Consider the following 19304-nt stretch of genomic DNA (forward strand, 5'->3'; position numbering starts at 1 on the left):
CAACACCATTGCGTGAACCCAGTTCAATTGATAGCGTATAGTTTAATCGGCTGTTGTCTCTAAACATAACCCAGTTCAACTGAGCTAGTTGTCCAATCAATTAGAAAGAAAAATCAATGCTAAAACAAGTATTTGAGAAAGAGCAGCTTGCTAAAATACTTACTCCATCGGATGTACAAAAATGGAGACTGCTATCTGCTCATGGGAATATAGAAGCAGCAATAACTAGCATCGCGAATGACTGGAAACAATGCAAGCTAATATTATCACCGCTTGAGCAAAAAATAGTAAAGCGAAAACCAGTATTTAGCCCTTCCACAGTAGCGGACGAGCTTTCAATCAGGCTGCTCGACAGATTTATTCGACGAGTTTATAAAGTTAGGCAATCGGATCGCAATAGGATTGTTAGGCAGTTGGTATCACTTCTAAAGGACTCTGGGAAGTACCATGTTCTTAGGTTAGACATCAAAGATTGCTATGAAAGTATCATATTCCATAGAATGATAGGCAAACTTGAAGATGATCTAATTTTAGCTCCAGAATGTATCAAGTTACTTAATCAGATTCATAATGATCTCCAGAATAATTACCATGTACATGGTCTACCTAGAGGCTTATCCATCAGCCCTACACTGGCAGAGCTATATTTAGAATCTTTAGATAAAAAAATCGCATCCCATCCGAAAGTAATTTATAGTGCCAGATATGTGGACGACATAATAATTCTAGTCCCTCAAGGAAAGGAAAGTGATGTAGAAAGTTACATTAAGGCCATTGCTAATGAAATGGGCTTGGATATGAACGACACACCCGGAAAATATTATAGCGCTCTGTCAGCTACGGCAAATTTCGACTACTTAGGATACTCGATTAAAGTTCATTCCATAACAAATAAGCCGAATCGCGTAACTGTTACAATATCAAACTCAAAATTGGACAGGATAAAGTTTCGTATAATAAAGAGTTTTTGTGATCACAAGAAGCAAAACAATATAGAACTTCTAAAAAGAAGACTTGAATATCTCTCAATGCTAAAAGTCGTAAAAAAAGGAAGGAATGGCGATTTATTAGCAGGCATCGCTCACAACTATCAATATGTTACTGATAGCTTTGAATGCCTAAAAGCCATTGACGGTTTTCTTTGCCATCAACTGAGCTCCCCTCGTTTTGGGCTTGGTGTTCACGAATTAAATAGACTTAGACATATCTCTGTCTATGGTAATGTAAGAAAAAAGAAGATTGGAAAATTCAGCAGAAGTAAAACCATTAAAATTATGCGGGTGTGGGAAGATGTCTAATATAATTAAGGTTGATACAAGTGATAGTCTACGCACGTTACTAACAGATGTTCTACCTTATGAATTACCTTTATGGCTTTCTAACTTCACAATGTACCATAGATTCAAGACCAAGAGCCATTTAAATGCCTACGAGAACATTTCCGGGCTAAATTTTAAAAATAATAGTGGTTTTTATATACCCTTGGATTATTATATAAGCCGAGGTGGAAATAAGACACCAAGAACTATATCGATAATGCATCCAGTAGCTCAATTGCGTGTTTGCAATTTTTATCATGAATATGATGAATTGATTGAGTACCATTGTACAAAGTCTAGATTTTCATTAAGACATCCATATCGAAAATCTACTAAGTTTTATGGTAAGGCTCAAGAGGGGTCTAAGCTATCTGATGGCGTAGAAAGTTCAGATGAAGAAAGAATTGTTTCTAGCTCTTATTTCAAGTATAAAAAATATCCTTTTCTATATCGTTTCTTTGAGTCTTATGAGTATCATCGATTGGAAAAGCAGTTCCATAGTATGCTCCAGGTTGATGTCTCCAAGTGTTTCTCAAGCATATATACTCATTCAATTGGATGGGCAGTAAAAGACAAGCGTTTGGCGAAAGCTAAACCAAAAGGTAGTTTTGATGGTGACTTTGACGGCTTAATGCAGCTCACAAACTATCGTGAGACGAATGGAATAATTGTCGGACCAGAAGTAAGTCGAATTTTCGCAGAGATTATTCTGCAAAAAATAGATTTGAATCTCGTAGACAGAATGACAAAGAAGAAGTTCAAGGTTTCAAAAGACTATGAATTTAGACGCTATGTTGATGATTATTTCGTTTTTCATCGTTCTGAAGAAGTAAAGACGGCTTTTGTAAAAGCACTTGAGCTCAGTCTATTAGAGTATAAGATGTACTTGAATGAAGCGAAAACAACTATGGTGTCAAGGCCTTTTGCGACTGATATATCTTTAGCAAAAAATTCATTGAAACTCGTCGTTAATAAATTCTACTCGTCGCGCTACAAGCAAGAAGGGACCGACTCTGAGTCTATATCAGATTTGAAAAGGCCTGACTCTAAAGGTAATAAAGCCATTTCTGAAATCAAGATGGCTATTGCTAACCATAAGGTAGAATATAGTTCAATATCTAACTATTTAGTTAGTGCAATTACAAAAAAAACACTTGTATATCTATCAAAAATGCTCGAAATTAAAGACAAGGAAGAATATCATTTAAATTGGCTTTTAGTGGATTTGGATTTGTTGTTTTTTATTCACGCAATGGATATCCGTATAAGACCTACTGACAGAATTGGGAGGTTGATAAACGACATTCTTGAAAAAACAAATAACTGGCCAGAAAGCTACAAGGATGTTATTCATAAAAAGATTTTCGATCATGTAAAACAGGCGATGAATATCTTCATAAACCATTCAGAGGACATGGTTGGACTTGAAACACTAAATCTGTTGATTATTTTAACCATGCTTCCGTCAAAATATCAACTCCACGAGAGTAAAGTTAAAGAATATTTCGACTATCTGGATAGAAGCTCGGTCACAAATGATTTCTACTTTCGATGGGTAACGTGTATGTTATACATTGAAAGTAAGAGTGAATATAATCAATTGCGAGAAAATCTAATAAAGAAAGCTGAAGAGTACCTACTCGAAAATGATGATATGTTTATATCCTCTGAGTACTTTATGTTCTACTTTGACTACCTTGCATGTCCACATATCGATGAACAAGTGAGAAAGAAAATGATGAAAAAAGTTAAAGACATCACTTTAGATCATCAGCAGAATCCAGTAACATTCAATGTTGATGTACAAAGTAGAATAGCTCTTTTCAAGGACTTCATCGTTAGTTGGAGAGATCCAGAATACCTGAAGAGCAGCCTAGAGAAAAAGGAATACCTTTTCTCGTATGACTAGTTTATGTCGCCTGCCTCCGTATGCTTCTACACTTACTTAAACGGGTGCTATCTATTAGGGCTCACTCCGGTGAGAAGAGTACTCAGAACCTGCTTTTGTAAATGTACGGGCTTGGGGAAACCTTAGCTACACACACGATTGGGGGCGGGCGGCACCCAATAAGTATCGTTGAGGCACTGGTCGTGCACTCAGGCGATTAGACAATCCTTATTATTTAGATGGGCCAGTAGCGCCGATCAAATCGGCTCCAAAATCGCTTGGTGGTCTAGTAATCTTCCCCAATTGACCTGATAGCCTGGTTCAGATATACCAGATCTCAGCGTTTACTCTTTGTTGGCCCCCGGTCACCCGCCTTGATAACGCCCCGGTTTATGCCAGTTCATCAGCATTGCGTTCATCGCCAGTGCGCTGAGCGCCGACCACAGCAGCAGGTGAACGGGCATAGTGATCATCGACACGATAAACACCAGCACATCCAGCAGCATCTGGCTCTTGCCGGCATTGATGTTGAAGCGTTTATAGAGCCACAGCGTGACCACGCCGGTGCCGCCGACCGACGCGTTGTGGCGAGCCAGCGAAAGGATGCCCATACCGAGGAACGTGCCGCCCACCAGCGCGGAAAACAGCGGATGCACATAGTTGATGGTCAGCAAACCGGGCACCGCCTGGGTGGCGAGGCTCAGAGCAATGTTGACGATCAGTGTTTTCAGCGTAAACGCGCGCCCCATACTGAAATAGCAGAAAATCATGAACGGGATGTTGGTCAGGATAAACAGCACGCCGATCGACAGCGGAACAACGTAAGAAAGCAGTAGGGCGATGCCGGCAATTCCGCCGGTGATCATGCCTGAAAGTTTCAGCAGGTTCAGCCCGATTGCAATAAACATCACCCCCAGTATCAGGCCGTACACATCGTCTTTCAGCGTGTGGGCCAGCGCCAACTTCTGGCTGGTTTCCGCTGTATTGGGTAGTGCAGCAGAGTCTTTCAGCACGGTATTGCCCTCATCAATACGATGTCGTTCGGTTTAGTCATAAGTAATGCATATATCTGCGATTTTCATGACTTAAAATTCAATTATGGCGTTCAAGTTAACATTGATCATGGAGTGAGTTTTAACTAAAAGAAAAGCCGTTTATCGATTAGATTAGGGATTATCACTCGTAAGGACGGCATAAATAGAGATTGTCACCCATGAAGATCGACCGTATCGATGCGCAGATTTTGAATGAGCTACAACAGGATGCGCGGCTGAAAACCACCGAGCTGGCTGAACGGGTGTGCCTGTCGGCCACGCCCTGCACCCGGCGGCTGAAACAGCTGGAAGACGCCGGCATGATCGACCGGTATGTGACGCTGCTGGATCAGGAAAAAGCCGGGTTTCCGGTGAATGCGTACATATCACTGACGCTGGAACCCAAATCGGAAGCGACCTTTCGCAAGTTTGAACAACAGATCGCCACCTTTGACGAGGTGATGGAGTGTCATCTGATGTCCGGCAGCCACGACTTCATGCTGCGGGTCGTGGCTGCCAGCCTGTCTGATTTCGAGAAATTCCTGCAAAAGAAGCTGATCAAAATCGAAGGACTGCGTGATGTGCAGTCCTCGTTTTCACTGCGGCGACTGATTCACAAAACCGCGCTGCCGGTTAAAGCGACGGTGTGAGCTCAGGCGGCGAATTCACCGCTGGCGATGAGAAAATCGATCAACGCGGTCAGCGTTTTCAGGTCGTCGAAGGCGATGTTGTGAAACAGCGCGATGCGTAACTGATTGCGCCCCAGCGCCCGGTAACCTTCGATGCCGTGCGCCAGCCCTTGCTCGTCCAGATAGCGGGTCAGCTTGTCTACCGAAATGGAGTCCGCTACGTCGATGGCGGCGACGGTGGTGGAGCGACACGCCGGGTCGGCCACATAGGCGGACAAATAATCCCGGTCGCTGGCCCACTGATATAGCAGCTCGGCTTTCTCCGCCGCCTGACGTTCCACCTCGGCGAAGCCCAGCGCCTTCATGCGCTTGACCTGTTCGGCGAACAGAAACAGCGTTACCACCGCCGGCGTGTTGTAAGTCTGCTGCTGCTCGCTGTTGCTCAGCGCCAGCCGCCAGTCGGCGAACGCCGGAATATAGCGGTTGGGATCGGCGGCGATCTCGGTGATCCGCGCTTTGGCTCGCGGCGACAAAATAGCGACAAACAATCCGCCTTCGCTGGCGAACACCTTTTGCGGCGAGAAGAAGAACACATCCACGCGGGACAGGTCGCAGGCGATTTGCCCTGCGCCGCTGGTGGCGTCTACCGCCAGCAGGCAATCCTCGCCGACCTCGGGCAAACGGGTGTTCATCACCCCGGTAGAGGTTTCGTTCAGCGTGCAGGCCACCACGTCCGCGCCCTCCGTCGCAAAAGTCATGTTTGCCTGGCCGTATTCCGCCGCGATGTTATCCGCCTGGATCCACGGAATCCGGCGCGAGGCTTTAAACCACTTCTCCGAGAACTCGCCGCAGGTGTGGTGGACGATGCGCTTTCTGACCAGCCCGAGGCCGACCATGTCGAACAGCACGGTGGCGCCGCCGTTGCCCAGCACGATGCTGTAGTCGTCCGGCACCGACAGGTAATCTCGCAGGCCCTGCTGAATCTCGCGGCACAGTGCGCGCACCGGCTCTTTGCGGTGACTGGTGCCCAGCAAATGTGGCCCTTTATCTTTCAGGCGGGTCAGGTCATCAAGCTGAATCAGCGACGGGCCGCAGCCAAAACGCGGGTCGGCCGGAATCAGTGCTTCAGGAAGGGTTATCGCCACACGTCTCTCCTTTGGTTCTGTGTTGTTTTCATGATCGTGTTTGCATGATGTTGTTTTCATGAGAATACGCAGGATGGAAGAAAAGCGGTACGACTATTTCAGCCTGCTGACGTTGATGCAAATAACCGGATTCGGCATCGGCATATTGCTGATGGTGCAGGGGTGGGTTTATCGTTGTCATCGGCGTTGTTAAGGTGGGCGGTCTGGTGGGATGATAAAACCCCATCATGATTAGAAGGAGTAAGTTGTGTCAGCTCAATGGGAGAAAGAGAACTATCAGGTGTCGACCGATCCGCAGCGGCTTGACCTGGACATCATTCATCGCTACCTCGCTACCTCCAGTTGGGCGGAGGGCATCGACCGGGAAACCGTTGCGCTGTCTATCGCCAACAGCTTGTGTTTTGGTTTATACCATCAGGCGCGCCAGATTGGTTTTGCTCGCATGGTGACGGATTTCGCGACCTTCGGCTATCTGTGCGATGTGTTTGTATTGCCCGCCTATCAGGGCGCCGGGTTGGGCCGTTTTCTGGTGGAATGCACGGTAAACCACCCACGATTGCAGCGCCTGCGTCGCCAGTTGCTGCTGACTTCTACCGCGCCGTGGCTATACCAGAAGGTCGGATACGAGCCAATCAACCGGCAGGATTACACCTGGACGTTTCTCCGCAAGGATATCTACATCTAGGGCACACATAGCGCGGATACCCTTCACACCGGGTCATGATTGGATTTCAGCGTTATTCCGAAGCTATCAGGTTAGCCTTCATTTTCTGCAATACCTGTGCGAACTGACGACGCTCTTCCGGCGTTACGTCGACAAATGCACGTTGCAGCAGTTTGGTGCGCGCCTGCGCGAAACGACGATGTGTGTCCTCGCCTTTTTTCGTCAGCGACACCACCTGTGCCCGGCGATCGGTTGGTGAAGGCTCTCGGGTGATCAACCCCAGCGTTTCCAGCTCTTTCAGCAGACGGGCAATCTGCGCTTTATCCCGCCCCACATACTGCGCCAGAAAATGCTGGCTCTGGCCAGGGTGATGAGCAATCAATCCCAACGTACGCGCCTGAAACGGGGCGAGGCCGGCCTGCGTCAATGCGTCGCTCTCCTGTAGCCGTTGCTTAACGCCGTGGATCACTTCTCCCAGCAACTCAAAAGTTTGGGTATCAAGAGTGTCATGCATTAATTTGTTGACCTCATCAACTATTTGGATTATATGGTTGATAATATCAACCATATGGCGACACCTGGCCGCCCATTCAATCGCACCGTTCTACCGCAAGGATAAAACCATGCCTTATCGCTATCGTATCACGCTGGAAAATCTCACCGATAATCGCGACGAAACGCCGCAAAATCACGTATTGACGTTTGACGTCACCAATCATGACGATATTCTGGAAATTATTGAGAAAGTTCGGTTAAAAGGGATCTTGCCGGACTCGGAAGTTGCCGCGTTCTGCACCGGGCTGAAGTTGTTTAGCGAGGTCATGATGACCCACCGCAAAGAGGACCTGTTCCGGGACCTGGCACCTGCATTTCGGGACTTTATGCTGCGGCTGAAACGGGGGGAGACGGCCTGATTTATTGTGTTACGTTTCCCCGACGGCATGGACTGCCAGTGAAGATGAGTGAGATTCGGGCGTGCTTGCCGTTAGCGGTGCACGGCTTTCTCCGTGTGCTCAAGTACGCATGATGATATTTCAATGGGAGAACGTAATTTATGCATCAGTATGCGCTGGTAGGTGACGTCGGTGGCACCAACGCACGTCTTGCGCTGTGTGAACTGGCGAATGGGAAGTTGTCGCACAGCAAACAGTACGCGGTTCAGCAGCATGACAGTCTGGAAGAGGCGATTCGTCTGTTTCTGGCGGAACACGCGGAGCTCACCATCAAAGAAGCTTGTATTGCCATCGCCTGCCCGGTGACCGACGACTGGGTGGAGATGACTAATCATCACTGGGCATTTTCGATTGCCGCCATGCGGCAGAGCCTGGGGTTTGAACGCCTGGCGGTGATCAACGACTTTACCGCCGTCAGCATGGCGATTCCGGTGCTGACGCCGGAGGATGTGATTCAACTGGGTGGCGCAGCGCCCGTCGCGGGCAAGCCGGTGGCGGTATACGGTGCCGGAACCGGGCTTGGCGTGGCGCACCTGTTGCCGGTGGATGGGAAATGGCTCAGCCTGCCGGGCGAAGGCGGTCACGTCGATTTTGCGCCGAATAGCGAAGAAGAGGACATCCTGTTGCAGGTGTTGCGTCAGGAACTGGGGCATGTCTCCGCCGAGCGCGTACTGTCCGGACCGGGGCTGGTGAATATTTATCGGGCGATCGTTAAAGCGGACGACCGGGTGCCGGAAGCGCTGACGCCGCAGGTGGTGTCCGAACGGGCGCTGGCGCACAGCGATGTGGACTGTCTGCGAGCGTTGTCGCTGTTTTGCGTGCTGATGGGGCGCTTTGGCGGCAATCTGGCGCTGACGCTCGGCACCTTCGGCGGCGTTTACATCGCCGGCGGCATCGTACCGCGTTTCCTGGAATTCTTCCGCAACTCCGGTTTTCGCAGCGCCTTTGAAGACAAAGGCCGCTTCCGTGATTATCTGGCCGACATTCCGGTGTTCATGATTTCTCACCCGCAGCCAGGGCTGTTGGGCGCCGGCGCGTATCTGCGTCAGGCATTGGGCCAGACGCTGTAAGCCACGCTCGTCAGCGGCCGGTAACCTTGCGGGTTACCGGACTGTCTATACGTTCTTCAGCCTTGTCGGTCAGCATCGGCGGCCAGGCCGTGTATTGGCTGGATCGGAAAACGGCCCGCCAGACTGACAGGCTGCCCGATGGAACAACAATCACTTACCGTGGCGGCCAGAACGGTTCGCCTAGCGTCAGCATCAGCCGGTTGGCCCAGGCGAAAAACGCAGTGGACTGAATCAGGTCGAGAAGCTCCAACGTGTCCAGCCCCTGTTCGCGCAGTCGCGCCAGATCCTGCGCGTTGACTTGCGACGGCGTGGTGGACAGCAGGGCGACGAAGGTGATGATCGCCTGCCAGCGCGCGTGCTGCCCGGCGGCGAGATCGCCGCCCGGCGTTACGTCGAGCAGGCGTTGTACCGCGTCGTCTTGTTTCGATAGCTGGCTGGCCTTGCGGGCATGCACCGAGGCGCAATAAATACAGCCATTGACCTTGCTGACCACTGCTGCGGCCAGCTCCCGGTCTTTGCGCGGCAGGCCACCAGCGGTATAGAAAATCCCCTTATCGGTGAGGGTACGTTGCTCCAGCACCGACAGGTTGCGACCCAGCAGGCGGAAATAGTCGGAATCAGTATGGCCGAAGCGCGCCAGAATCGCCTGTTCGTCGGTGGTGAATTCCGCCAGCGGTTTGGCGGGGATCCAGGGTTCCCAACCCAGTTCGTTCTGCGTAAACGCCTCTGGGGCGGTTTTGCCGCTGTGAGTCAGCGACTGGGTGTGCCAGCGACCGGCAACGGCGGCAGGCGCAGCGGGCGCCGGCTCTTCGGCGTGACCGGCCAGCAGCCGGTAGCCTTGCAACAACCGGCTTTGAAAACTGACAAACGCCACCAGTTGCGACAGGGTGACGATATCATCCACCGCCCAACCCGCCTGTTGCAATGTTTGCAACTGTTCTGGCTGCGCCGCCACCGGCTGGTAGGTCAGGCGTTCGGCATGTTCCAGCGCCCGGTCCAGCGCCGCACCGGGTGTCGGGGCCGAAAAATCCGCTAGCCGCTGGGCGTAAAACTGCTGTAATCGTGCATTTTGATGCCAGCTGCTGACCTTTTCGGCGATGAAAAAGCGCAGCGCCAGCGGCAGAGCGTCGCCCGTCGTCTGGCTAAACAGCGCGTCATAGCTGCCTTGCGTATGCCGGGTGGCGGCATCACGCGTCGCTCTGGCCTGCGCCAGCGGCGAATCCGCGGCGATCTCCGCCAGCGTATCCAAAATATCGGATGTTGAATGCGTCATGCGACCTCCTGCCCGATCGGGTTGGTTTGTTTATCTTTAGCGGGCGACCAGCCCAGCGCGGGTGCGACCCGGGTAGTGATCAGCTCCAGCGAACGCAGAATATGGGCGTGCGGCGGGTCGATGGAATGCACCTGAAACGCCAGATCGGTGGTGCGCGCCAGCGAACTGTCGGCTTGCAACGAGGCGATGACGTCGTCCGGCGTACCGACATGGCTGTCAAACGACGCGATCAGCTCTTCCACCGAACCGTTACGCGCCGGACGACCCAACTGGGCCAGCCGAGCGGCGGAACGTTGCAGTCCGGTTTGCGCCAGTTGCAACGCCAGCGCCCGATCGTCGGCGACGAATACGCTGCGCGAGCCCATGATGCGTGGCGCGACGCCGGGCGGCAGCGCGTCCAGATAGGCGTCGATCATCGGGTTTTGCAGGTCGGCCAGCGTGGCGTCGGGGACGCCGTCCGGGCGCGGTTGGGTGCGGGACAGCATCAGCCCGTCGCCCGCCTGACCGGCGCGGATGGCGCCTTCTATTGAGAAGGTGGCCTGCCACACGCGGTGGTTGAGGTGCGGTGCGGCCGGGTAAAGCTGGTTGTCGTCCGAGCTCAGCGGTTCCCCCGCCCAGGCGGCGCGTACCTGCGCCAGATAGCGGCCCAGAATCTCGCCGCGCTGTTCGCTGTTGTGGCCGAAGGCGGCGAACGACGATGGCGTACCGCCGGAACCGATGCCCACCTCCAACCGGCCGTTGCTGAGCAGGTCGAGTACGGCGGTGTCTTCCGCCACCCGCAGCGGTTGTTCCATCGGCAGGGTAATCACCCCGGTGCCAAGTCGGATGCGCCGGGTCTGTGCGGCGACCTGCGCCAGAAACACCAGCGGCGACGGCAGGCCGCCTTCATCGGCGTGAAAGTGATGCTGCGCCACCCAGGCGCTGTCGAAGCCCAGTTGTTCCGCTTTGATGATCTGCTCGGCGGCCAGCCGGTAACGCTGCCCGGCGGGCACGTCATCTAACAGTCGGGTGAAAAACCCCAGACGTTTTTGAGTCATGATTAAATCCTTGGTTGAGGCTGTGTCCCTTAAGAGACGTGGTGCTGGCCGGGAATCGCGTCGATCAGCTCCCGGGTATAGCGCTCGGCCGGCTGGGCGAAGATTTGCTCGACCGGCCCGGATTCCACCTGTTTGCCGTGATACAGCACGGAAACGGTATCGGCTATTTGCCGCACCACGGCGAGATCGTGGGAAATAAACAGATAGGTCAGCCTCAGTGAGGCTTGCAGTTCCTCCAGCAAACGCAGTATCTGGGCTTGCACCGTGACATCCAGCGCCGAGACGGCTTCGTCCAGCACCAGCACTTTCGGCTCCAGCACCAGCGCTCGGGCGATGGCAACCCGCTGGCGCTGGCCGCCGGACAGTTCAAGCGGGCGGCGTTGCAGCAGCGAGGCGGGCAGCGCCACCCGTTCGAACATCTCATGCACCCGGTTGGTCCGCTCTGGCCGGGAGTGACGATTAAAATTGCGCAGCGGCTCTTCCACGATGTCGAACAGCCGCTGCGACGGGTCGAGCGAGCTAAACGGATTCTGATAAACCAACTGGATGGTCTGGCGGAACTGGCGCAGCGCTTCGCCGCGCAGCCGGGTGATGTCGGTGCCGTCGATCAAGATGCGGCCGGCGGTCGGGCGCTGGAAGCCAAGAATCATGCGCGCGGTGGTGGTCTTGCCGGAGCCGGACTCGCCGACAATAGCGTGGGTGGTGCCGGGCGCCACGCTGAACGATACCCGGTCCACCGCCCGGAATGGCGCTTTCCGGTTGCCCGCCAGCGGGAATTCCTGCACCAGTTGTTCCACCTGTACAATCGGTTGAGCGAGCGCGGCGGGTTGACCGTCGGCGCGTGATGGACGTCGGGCCGGGGCCAGCGACGGGATGTTCGCCAGCAGGGTGCGAGCGTACTGGCTTTGCGGCGCGTTCAGTACCTGCCGGGTTGGTCCCTGTTCCTGAATATAGCCTTTCTGAAACACCAGCAGGCGGTCGGCGCGCTCGGCGGCCACCCCCAGATCGTGGGTGACGAACAGAATGGCGGTGCCGTTTTCCCGGCGCAGTTCGTCCAGCAGATCGAGAATGCGTTTTTGCACCGTGACGTCCAGCGCGCTGGTCGGTTCGTCGGCGATGATCAGCGCCGGTTTCAGCGCGATGGCGATGGCGATCAGCACCCGCTGTTTCATGCCGCCGGAGAGCTCGTGCGGGTACTGGCTGGCGCGCAGTTCCGGCTCGGTCAGCCCGACGCGTGTCAGCAATGCCAGCGTTTGCCGGCGCAGGCTGTGGCGATCGCTTTTCTGGTGCAGGCGTAGAATTTCATCCACCTGCTCGCCGATGGTTTTCACCGGGTTGAGTGAGCTGCCGGGGTCCTGCGGCACCAGGCTGACCACGCTGCCGCGAATACTGTCCAGCCGTGGTTGCGACCAGCGGCTGATATCAGTGCCGTTAAGGCGGATCGCGCCGCGCGCCAGGCGGCCGTTGTTCGCCAGCAGACCGATCACCGCCTGCGCGGTGGTGGTTTTGCCGGAGCCGGATTCGCCCACCAGCGCCACCACTTCACCGGGCTGGATGGTGAAGGACACGCCTTCCACCACCGTGCGTTCGCCGTCGTCGCCGCGATAGGCGATGGCGACGTCTTCCAGTTCCAGCACCGGTGCTGTCGCACTGCTTTGTAAACCCAGCGGCAGGCTCATCGCGTTGGTCTCCGGATCGACTGGCTGATGCGGTTGGTCGCCAGCACCACGGCGACCACCAGCAGGCCGGGGAAGGTGGTCAGCCACCAGGCGGTGGCCAGATAGTTGCGGCCTTCGGCGATCAACAACCCCCATTCCGGCGTTGGCGGCGGCGCGCCATAGCCGAGGAAGCTCAGGGTAGCGATCGCCAGAATCGCGCTGCCGAACTGTAACGCGGCAAACGCCAGCACGCTGGTGAGCGAGTTGGGCAGAATGTGGCGCCACAGCACGCCCCAAAAAGTGCCGCCGCTGCCAAACGCTGCTTCAACGTAATCGCTGCGGCGCACGCGCAGCACTTCCGCGTGCACCAGTCGGGTGAAGTTAGCCACCGAGGTTACGCCCACCGCGATAGCGGCGTTCAGGTTGCCGAACCCCAGCAGGATGATGACGCTCAGTGCCAGCAACAGGCCGGGAATGGCCAGCAGCACATCGACGGTACGCATCACCAGCGTATCCAGCCGGCCGCCCGCCGCGCCCGCCAGCAGCCCCAGCAGGCTGCCGAACACCAGACCCAGCGACACGGCGATCACCGCGCCGGACAGCGAATGCGTCGAACCGTAGACGATGCGGGTGTAGAGGTCGCGCCCCAGTTGGTCGGTGCCGAGCAGATAGCCGCCGCCCGGCGCCAGACGCTGCGCACCCGGTACGCCCTCAATCGGCGACGCGTGGGTAAACAGGCCGGGGAACAGCGCCCATAGCACCACCGTCAGCAGCACCAGCCAGGCGAGCACCAGACCGGGTTGTGCGGCATAACGGCGCAAGCGCGGCGTCTTACGCAGCAGCGGAAAAGCGATTTTTTCCAGTTGAATACTCGCCATATCATACCTCCGGGGCGGTTTTCAGACGCGGATCAAGCCACGGGTAGAGCAGGTCGACCAACAGGTTGACCGCCACGAACGCCGTCGCGGAAACCAGCACGATGGCCTGCAACACGCTGGCGTCCTGGGTGTTGACTGCTTCCTGCGTTAACTGGCCCAGCCCGCTGCGGCCGAACACGGTTTCGGTAATCAGCGCGCCGGCGATCAGTTCGCCCAGCAACAGGCCTGCCAGCGTTAGCGCCGGCAGCATGGCGTTGCGCGCCACATGGCGCCACAGCACGCCGCGGCGGCTCAACCCTTTGGCGCGTGCCACCGCCACGAACGGCTGCGCCAGTACCTGATCGATGCTGCGCATCAGCACCTGAGCGATGGGCGCCGCAATCGGCACCGAAAGCGTCAGCACCGGCAGAACCAGCCCTTCCCACTCGCCGGGGTTGATCACCGAAATCCAGCCCAGCCGGAAGGAAAACACCTGAATCAGCACAATGCCGAGCCAGAAGGTGGGAATGGAAATCAGCAGCGACGGCACCGACTGAAATAGCTGGCGCAGCCAGGCGAATGAAGCCAGCGCCGAGAGAAACGCCAGCGCGAACGCCAGCAGTAGCGCCACGCTAAACCCCAGCACCGCCAGTAGCAATGTCGGCGGCAAATTGGTCGCCAGCAGGTCGCTGACCGGTAACCCGGCCTGCAACGACAGCCCGAAGTCGCCGTGCAGCAGGCGCGACAGCGACGCGGCGTACTGGGTCAGCAACGGCACATCGGCGCCGTAGGCCAGCCGCAGTTCAGCTATCTGGCCGGCGCTTAACCCCAGTTCCGGACTCATGAATTTGATCAGTACCGCGTCGCCCGGCAGCGCCTGTAGCAGGATGAACGACAGAGTAAATGCCGCCCACAGCACCAGCAGCGCCTGCCCTAGGCGTGTCGCCAGATAGGTTATCCGCACGTTTTGCCCTCCGTCGTCGATTCGCCCGGTTACTTGTCCAACCAGGTGTTGTAGAAACTGGGGCGGCCCACGGCTTCAAAGCCGATCCCTTTGGTGGCGGCGCGCCCGGCGAACACCTGCGGTTCTTCAAAAATCGGAATCACATACGCCTGATCGATCAGGTAGTTCTGTACTTCGCCCACCAGCGCCAGCCGTTTGCTGCGATCGGTAGCGGAAGCGATGCCGTCCAGCAGCGTGTTGAGGTGTGCGTCTTCAAAGGTTTTCACCTTGTCGCTGGCGCCGCCTTTTTGCAGCAGCACGTTGCGCAGCGTCGGGTAGTACTGGCTTTTCAGCACATCCGGGTCGGCGCGTCCTACCATGCCCGGCGACACACCGGTTTTCAGCGGGTCAAGACTGTCGAGGGTTTTGGTGCCCGCGTCGCCCGCCAGTACGTTCAGTTTCACGCCCACTTTGGCCCACTGTTGCGCCACCAGTTGCAGCATCTCCTTGTTCTGCGGCTGCGGCGGCGATTCGTAAGCGGTCAGCACCAGCGGCTGGCCGTCTTTCTGGCGGACGCCTTGCGCGCCGGTTTTCCAGCCCGCGTCGTCCAGCAGGCGGGCGGCGGCGGCCGGGTCGAACGTCAGCTTATCGGAGAGGTTGACGTAGCCGGCGGCGGTTTTCGCCAGCACCGATGTCGCCTGCGGGTAGTTATCGGAGTAGAGCGTCTGGATGATTTCTTTCGGGTTGGTGGCGTAACGCAGCGCCTGACGCACGCGGATATCCGCCACCAGCGGGTTATCCGGGCGGAAGTTGACGCTGTTATTCACGCCGCGAGTCGGTGCGGCGTAGATGCGGATGCCTTCGCTCTGCACCCGTTTTTCGTCATAGGCCTGAATCTGACGGATGAAGTCCGCCTGACCGGACACCAGCGCGCCGATGCGCACGCTGTCTTCCGGCGTCACCAGATAGGTGATGCTGTCCAGATAAGGGCGGCCCTGATGCGTGAATTTCACCGGCGCCCAGTGGTAATCCTTACGCGCTGTCAGTCTCAGTTCACGCCCCGGTTTCTCGCTGCTGACCACAAACGGGCCGGAGCCGATGATGCGAGTGGCGTCGCCCAACTGGTTGAAGTTGCGCGCCAGCGTGCTCAGCGATACCAGTCCGGAGCCGATGGCAGCGGTGCCTTGCAGAAAGCCGGGCGACGGTTTTTTGAAGTAGAACTTCACCGTCAGCGGGTCGATCACTTCGCTGCGCTGGTAGTTGTTGATCACTTCGGAAACCGGCTGGTTCAGTTCCTTGTTACCCAGCCCGTAAGTGTCGAAATTTTTGGCGACGGCGTTGGCGTCCAGCGGTGAGCCGTCAGAGAAGGTAACGCCGGGACGCAGTCTGAACGTGTATTCGGTGCTGTCGGCGTTGATAGTCCAGGATTCGGCGATCCAGGGTTCGATGTCCAGCGTTTCTGGGTTCTGATAAGTCAGCTTGTCGGTAATTTGGTTGAGGATGCCGCCATTAGGATAAAAACCGCCTGCCGGCGGATACAAATTGGTGTGTGGCTGTTGTTCAAGATAGATCAAGGTGCCGCCGATTTTAGGCGACGCGTCGGCGGCCAGCGCCTGTGCGCTATTCCCCAGTAGCGCCAATAAAACAAGCAGACCCATTCCCCGCTTCTGCCGAGCGTTCAAGAAACCAGACATGGTTTTTTCCTTTTAGTTATCAGAGTGATGCCAGCCATTGTGCAGGTGATGTCAGGGCTGGAAAAAGGCTGTTATACGAAAGGGATACTTCCACAGGCATGGCAAAACCACAAAGTACAAAACCGGCAATAAATATTTGCTTTTGGGGTAAGTAAAGGCGGACAGGCGAGAGGAGGATATGGCGATTTTTACTTCATCATGTGCGTGTTGCCGCACGCCAAGTGTTGGGGTGCGGCACCGAGTGTGGCGCGTCTGTTTCGGGGTGTCAGACGCCGCCTTCTTGTCGCGCCCGCTCCACCTCTTCGGCGAGAATAGCGACGCCTTGCTCGATTTTTTCCGGCTCCGGCACGTAGTTCATGCGCAGGCACTGGTGAGCGTGCGGCCATTCCTGTTCCAGACCGGGGAAGAAGTAATGGCCTGGCACCATTAGCACGCCGCGCTGTTTCAGCCGCTGGTACAGCGCCTCAGTGGTGATAGGCAGGTCTTTGAACCACAGCCACAGGAAAATCGCTCCTTCCGGTTTGTGGATCAGGCACACTTCCGGCGGCAGGTAACGACGAATAATGGCGATGGTCTGCTCCACCCGCTGGCGGTAGAACGGCCGCACTACGTCGTTGGACAACCGCAGCAGGTCGCCACGCTGAATCATCTCGTGCGCCAGTGCCGGGCCGATGGAACCGGGCGCCAGACTGACGATGCCGTTCATGTTGCCGAGTGCTTCGATAACGTGTTCCGATCCGATCACGATGCCGCAGCGCGAACCGGGCAAGCCGAGCTTGGACAGGCTCATGCACAGGATAATGTTCGGGTTCCACAGCGGCGTGGCGTCGCTGAAAATAATGCCGGGGAACGGTACGCCGTAGGCGTTGTCGATCACCAGCGGAATCTGATGTTCGCGGGCCAGCGCGTCCAGATGCAGCAGTTCCTCGTCGGTCAGTACGTTGCCGGTGGGGTTGGTGGGCCGCGAGACGCAAATCATGCCGATATCGTCGGTGATGCGCAGTTGCTCGAAGTCGACGTGGTATTTGAATTGCCCGGCGGGCAGTAGCTCGATCTGCGGGCGAACGGAGACGAACATGTCCTCATCCAGTCCGGAATCGGCATAACCGATGTATTCCGGCGCCAGCGGGAACAGTACCCGACGGCGTTGGCCGTCATCGGTTTGGCCGGCGAACAGATTAAACAGGTAGAAAAACGCGCTCTGGCTGCCGTTGGTCAGAGCAATATTCTGTGGTCCAATCTCCCAGCCGAACTGTTCGCGCAGCAGGCCGGAGAGTGAGTGCAGCAGTACATCTTTGCCTTGTGGGCCGTCGTAGTTGCACAGGGCATCGGTCAGTTTTCCTTGATCCAACAGGTCGCGACACAACTGCTGAAAGTAGTCGTCCATCGCCGGGATATGAGCCGGATTGCCGCCGCCCAGCATGATGGCACCGGGGGTGCGCAGCCCGTCGTTCAGGTCGTCCATCAGTTGGGTAATACCGGCATGGCGGGTAAATTTGTTGCCGAAACGGGAAAAGTTCATAGTTTGTCAATAAAGGGTGAAGCACAGGTAAACCGACACCTTAGCGTGCGTGCCGTGCCGGTGCAATCACGGCGGAAATACCATCACCTTGTTTTTAACTATATATTTTTGTTATGCCGGAGTATTACTCTAGAATATTGATTTGCCGCTTCAGCCTCTTCTTTCTGAAAGGCACAGAAAGCTGAACGCGCGTCAGCTTTTATCTGATCTTGATCGCGTTTTTTATGCAAAACCGTTAGCGATACTTAAATAGATTGTGATGAATCATGCAAATCTGATGTGAAAAAAAGGCCATTGGTTATCTGGTGATTGCAGTCACATTCTCCCGTCAGTTGGATTTGTAGTCTTTGAGCCTCACAGGCTTAATCAATTCAGCTAATAAGGACGAATGGGATGAAAAATGTACTGGCAATGAGTATCGCTTTGGCGCTGGTTTCCTGGCAGGCATCGGCTCAAACTTTCGTGCTGACGGACGTTGAAAGCAGCACCGAGAAAGGCAACTGGCAGATCAGCAGCGATGCGCTGAAGATCAAGGATCAGCGCTTCAGCATCGAGCAGAAAGTGCTGCACGGCGGGCGTCAGGAAGGCAGTAAAATTCTCACCATCACCAGTCCGAACGGGCTGCAAATTACCCTCAGCCCGACGCGCGGCATGGATTTACTGCATGTCACCGGCAAAAACATCCGACTGGGCTGGGATTCCCCGGTGGATGAGGTGGTCAACCCGAATACCATCACACTGGAAGGCCGCAACGGGGTGGGCTGGCTGGAAGGTTTCAATGAAATGATGGTGCGCTGCGGCTATGAGTGGACCGGCCATCCGGTCACCAGCGACGGCATGATTTACACCCTGCACGGCCGCGCCGGCAATACGCCGGCGTCAAAAGTGATGGTGGATGTCAGCGATAAAGCGCCGTACACCATCACGGTGCGCGGTTTGCTGAAGGAAAACAGTTTTAAGAAATCCAACCTCGAAACCTGGACTGAACTGCGTTACGTGCCGGGCAGTGAGTCGTTTACCATTCATGACGTGCTGACCAATAAGTCGGATTACGCGCGCGACTACCAGATTATCTATCACAGCAACTTCGGCACCCCGATTCTGGAAGAGGGCGCGCGTTTCCTGGCACCGGTAAAAGAGATTTCGCCGTTCAATGACTACGCCAAAGCCGGTCTGAAAAGCTGGCAAACCTATAAAGGGCCGACCAAAGGCTTCGACGAGATGGTGTTTAACATGACGCCGTACGCGGATAAAGACGGTAAGACGCTGGCCGCGCTGGTGAATCGCGCCGGCGACAAAGGGGTGTCCATCGCCTTTGATACCCATCAGTTGCCGCTGCTGACGCTGTGGAAAAACACTGATACCCTGAAACAGGGCTACGTCACCGGCATCGAGCCAGGCACCAGCTACGCCTACCCAGTCACCATTGAACGCCAGCAAGGGCGGGTGAAGAAACTGCAACCCGGCCAAAGCACCATTTTCGAGCTGACCTACAGTCTGTTAAGCAGCCCGGCGGCGGTACAACAAACCGAGCAGAAAGTGAAAGCGATTCAGGGCGACCGCACTACCACGCTGACTGAGAAACCGATCGCGGTAGAGTAATCACATTGCTCTTCGC

Annotated in this window: 17 protein-coding genes; 7 read left to right on the forward strand and 10 right to left on the reverse strand. The window is 55.3% G+C overall.

Going from position 1 to position 19304, the window contains the following annotated elements:
* The first annotated feature begins 116 nt into the window (after positions 1 to 116).
* Positions 117 to 1298, forward strand: coding sequence for an antiviral reverse transcriptase Drt3a (gene drt3a / locus DCH402_RS00265; protein ID WP_039998886.1), 1182 nt, complete (start codon positions 117 to 119; stop codon positions 1296 to 1298).
* Positions 1291 to 3228, forward strand: coding sequence for an antiviral reverse transcriptase Drt3b (gene drt3b / locus DCH402_RS00270; RefSeq protein ID WP_081642110.1), 1938 nt, complete (start codon positions 1291 to 1293; stop codon positions 3226 to 3228). Before drt3a ends, drt3b begins: the two co-directional genes overlap by 8 nt.
* 344 nt (positions 3229 to 3572) lie before the next feature.
* On the opposite strand, the gene DCH402_RS00275 is transcribed toward drt3b, so the two are convergent.
* Entirely contained in the window at positions 3573 to 4220 is a 648-nt protein-coding gene (locus DCH402_RS00275; RefSeq protein WP_039998890.1) for a YitT family protein, read from the reverse strand.
* A gap of 200 nt (positions 4221 to 4420) precedes the next feature.
* Here DCH402_RS00275 and DCH402_RS00280 point away from each other — a divergent pair, with 200 nt between their 5' ends.
* Positions 4421 to 4891, forward strand: coding sequence for an Lrp/AsnC family transcriptional regulator (locus tag DCH402_RS00280; protein ID WP_012767803.1), 471 nt, complete (start codon positions 4421 to 4423; stop codon positions 4889 to 4891).
* Positions 4892 to 4893: 2 nt separating this feature from the next.
* Here the strand turns inward: DCH402_RS00280 and DCH402_RS00285 are convergent, their stop codons facing one another.
* The gene (locus DCH402_RS00285; RefSeq protein WP_039998892.1) at positions 4894 to 6015 is read right to left on the reverse strand and encodes an aminotransferase class V-fold PLP-dependent enzyme; all 1122 of its coding nucleotides are present in this window, start codon (positions 6013 to 6015) and stop codon (positions 4894 to 4896) included.
* Between the two features lie 247 nt (positions 6016 to 6262).
* On the opposite strand from DCH402_RS00285, the gene DCH402_RS00290 reads away from it, so the two are divergent.
* The gene (locus DCH402_RS00290; protein WP_039998893.1) at positions 6263 to 6700 is read left to right on the forward strand and encodes a GNAT family N-acetyltransferase; all 438 of its coding nucleotides are present in this window, start codon (positions 6263 to 6265) and stop codon (positions 6698 to 6700) included.
* A gap of 52 nt (positions 6701 to 6752) precedes the next feature.
* On the opposite strand, the gene DCH402_RS00295 is transcribed toward DCH402_RS00290, so the two are convergent.
* Entirely contained in the window at positions 6753 to 7193 is a 441-nt protein-coding gene (locus tag DCH402_RS00295; protein WP_040003257.1) for a MarR family winged helix-turn-helix transcriptional regulator, read from the reverse strand.
* Between the two features lie 109 nt (positions 7194 to 7302).
* Between DCH402_RS00295 and DCH402_RS00300 the strand changes: the two genes are divergently transcribed.
* Together DCH402_RS00300 and glk are read left to right on the forward strand one after the other, a co-directional pair.
* Positions 7303 to 7593, forward strand: coding sequence for a DUF3861 domain-containing protein (locus DCH402_RS00300; protein ID WP_039998895.1), 291 nt, complete (start codon positions 7303 to 7305; stop codon positions 7591 to 7593).
* A gap of 140 nt (positions 7594 to 7733) precedes the next feature.
* Complete coding sequence (gene glk, locus DCH402_RS00305; protein ID WP_039998896.1) at positions 7734 to 8702, forward strand: glucokinase; 969 nt, start codon at positions 7734 to 7736, stop codon at positions 8700 to 8702.
* 154 nt (positions 8703 to 8856) lie between these two features.
* Here the strand turns inward: glk and DCH402_RS00310 are convergent, their stop codons facing one another.
* The 7 genes from DCH402_RS00310 to DCH402_RS00340 all read right to left on the reverse strand — a co-directional run bounded on the left by DCH402_RS00310 (position 8857) and on the right by DCH402_RS00340 (position 17686).
* The gene (locus tag DCH402_RS00310; RefSeq protein WP_039998897.1) at positions 8857 to 9975 is read right to left on the reverse strand and encodes an alkylhydroperoxidase domain protein; all 1119 of its coding nucleotides are present in this window, start codon (positions 9973 to 9975) and stop codon (positions 8857 to 8859) included.
* Complete coding sequence (locus DCH402_RS00315; RefSeq protein ID WP_039998898.1) at positions 9972 to 11012, reverse strand: putative FMN-dependent luciferase-like monooxygenase; 1041 nt, start codon at positions 11010 to 11012, stop codon at positions 9972 to 9974. Before DCH402_RS00315 ends, DCH402_RS00310 begins: the two co-directional genes overlap by 4 nt.
* A 29-nt stretch (positions 11013 to 11041) precedes the next feature.
* Positions 11042 to 12691, reverse strand: coding sequence for a dipeptide ABC transporter ATP-binding protein (locus DCH402_RS00320; RefSeq protein ID WP_039998899.1), 1650 nt, complete (start codon positions 12689 to 12691; stop codon positions 11042 to 11044).
* Positions 12688 to 13548 carry an ABC transporter permease gene (locus DCH402_RS00325; RefSeq protein ID WP_039998900.1) on the reverse strand — a complete coding sequence of 287 codons (861 nt, stop codon included), beginning with the start codon at positions 13546 to 13548 and terminating at the stop codon, positions 12688 to 12690. The genes DCH402_RS00320 and DCH402_RS00325 overlap by 4 nt, the downstream gene beginning before the upstream one ends.
* Before the next feature lies 1 nt (position 13549).
* Entirely contained in the window at positions 13550 to 14491 is a 942-nt protein-coding gene (locus tag DCH402_RS00330) for an ABC transporter permease (protein WP_039998902.1), read from the reverse strand.
* 29 nt (positions 14492 to 14520) lie between these two features.
* On the reverse strand, positions 14521 to 16164 hold the full coding sequence (locus DCH402_RS00335; RefSeq protein WP_039998904.1) for a TIGR04028 family ABC transporter substrate-binding protein: 1644 nt from the start codon (positions 16162 to 16164) through the stop codon (positions 14521 to 14523).
* A gap of 265 nt (positions 16165 to 16429) precedes the next feature.
* Positions 16430 to 17686 (reverse strand): valine--pyruvate transaminase, encoded by a 1257-nt coding sequence (locus DCH402_RS00340; RefSeq protein ID WP_039998906.1) that lies wholly within the window; start codon positions 17684 to 17686, stop codon positions 16430 to 16432.
* 393 nt (positions 17687 to 18079) lie between these two features.
* Between DCH402_RS00340 and DCH402_RS00345 the strand changes: the two genes are divergently transcribed.
* Positions 18080 to 19288: an aldose 1-epimerase family protein gene (locus DCH402_RS00345; protein ID WP_039998908.1), complete on the forward strand. Its 1209-nt coding sequence runs from the start codon at positions 18080 to 18082 to the stop codon at positions 19286 to 19288.
* The last annotated feature ends 16 nt before the right edge of the window (positions 19289 to 19304 follow it).

The organism is Dickeya chrysanthemi NCPPB 402, assembly GCF_000406105.1.
In the GTDB taxonomy this organism is placed as follows: Bacteria; Pseudomonadota; Gammaproteobacteria; order Enterobacterales; family Enterobacteriaceae; genus Dickeya; species Dickeya chrysanthemi.

What these genes read in the sequence shown, in the direction of transcription:
- DCH402_RS00335 (WP_039998904.1), bottom strand. Translation starts at nt 16,164, where the DNA reads ATGTCTGGTTTCTTGAACGCTCGGCAGAAGCGGGGAATGGGTCTGCTT.
- DCH402_RS00280 (WP_012767803.1), top strand. Translation starts at nt 4,421, where the DNA reads ATGAAGATCGACCGTATCGATGCGCAGATTTTGAATGAGCTACAACAG.
- DCH402_RS00300 (WP_039998895.1), top strand. Translation starts at nt 7,303, where the DNA reads ATGCCTTATCGCTATCGTATCACGCTGGAAAATCTCACCGATAATCGC.
- DCH402_RS00345 (WP_039998908.1), top strand. Translation starts at nt 18,080, where the DNA reads ATGAAAAATGTACTGGCAATGAGTATCGCTTTGGCGCTGGTTTCCTGG.
- drt3a (WP_039998886.1), top strand. Translation starts at nt 117, where the DNA reads ATGCTAAAACAAGTATTTGAGAAAGAGCAGCTTGCTAAAATACTTACT.
- DCH402_RS00325 (WP_039998900.1), bottom strand. Translation starts at nt 13,548, where the DNA reads ATGGCGAGTATTCAACTGGAAAAAATCGCTTTTCCGCTGCTGCGTAAG.
- DCH402_RS00295 (WP_040003257.1), bottom strand. Translation starts at nt 7,193, where the DNA reads ATGCATGACACTCTTGATACCCAAACTTTTGAGTTGCTGGGAGAAGTG.
- drt3b (WP_081642110.1), top strand. Translation starts at nt 1,291, where the DNA reads ATGTCTAATATAATTAAGGTTGATACAAGTGATAGTCTACGCACGTTA.
- glk (WP_039998896.1), top strand. Translation starts at nt 7,734, where the DNA reads ATGCATCAGTATGCGCTGGTAGGTGACGTCGGTGGCACCAACGCACGT.
- DCH402_RS00320 (WP_039998899.1), bottom strand. Translation starts at nt 12,691, where the DNA reads ATGAGCCTGCCGCTGGGTTTACAAAGCAGTGCGACAGCACCGGTGCTG.
- DCH402_RS00340 (WP_039998906.1), bottom strand. Translation starts at nt 17,686, where the DNA reads ATGAACTTTTCCCGTTTCGGCAACAAATTTACCCGCCATGCCGGTATT.
- DCH402_RS00310 (WP_039998897.1), bottom strand. Translation starts at nt 9,975, where the DNA reads ATGACGCATTCAACATCCGATATTTTGGATACGCTGGCGGAGATCGCC.
- DCH402_RS00315 (WP_039998898.1), bottom strand. Translation starts at nt 11,012, where the DNA reads ATGACTCAAAAACGTCTGGGGTTTTTCACCCGACTGTTAGATGACGTG.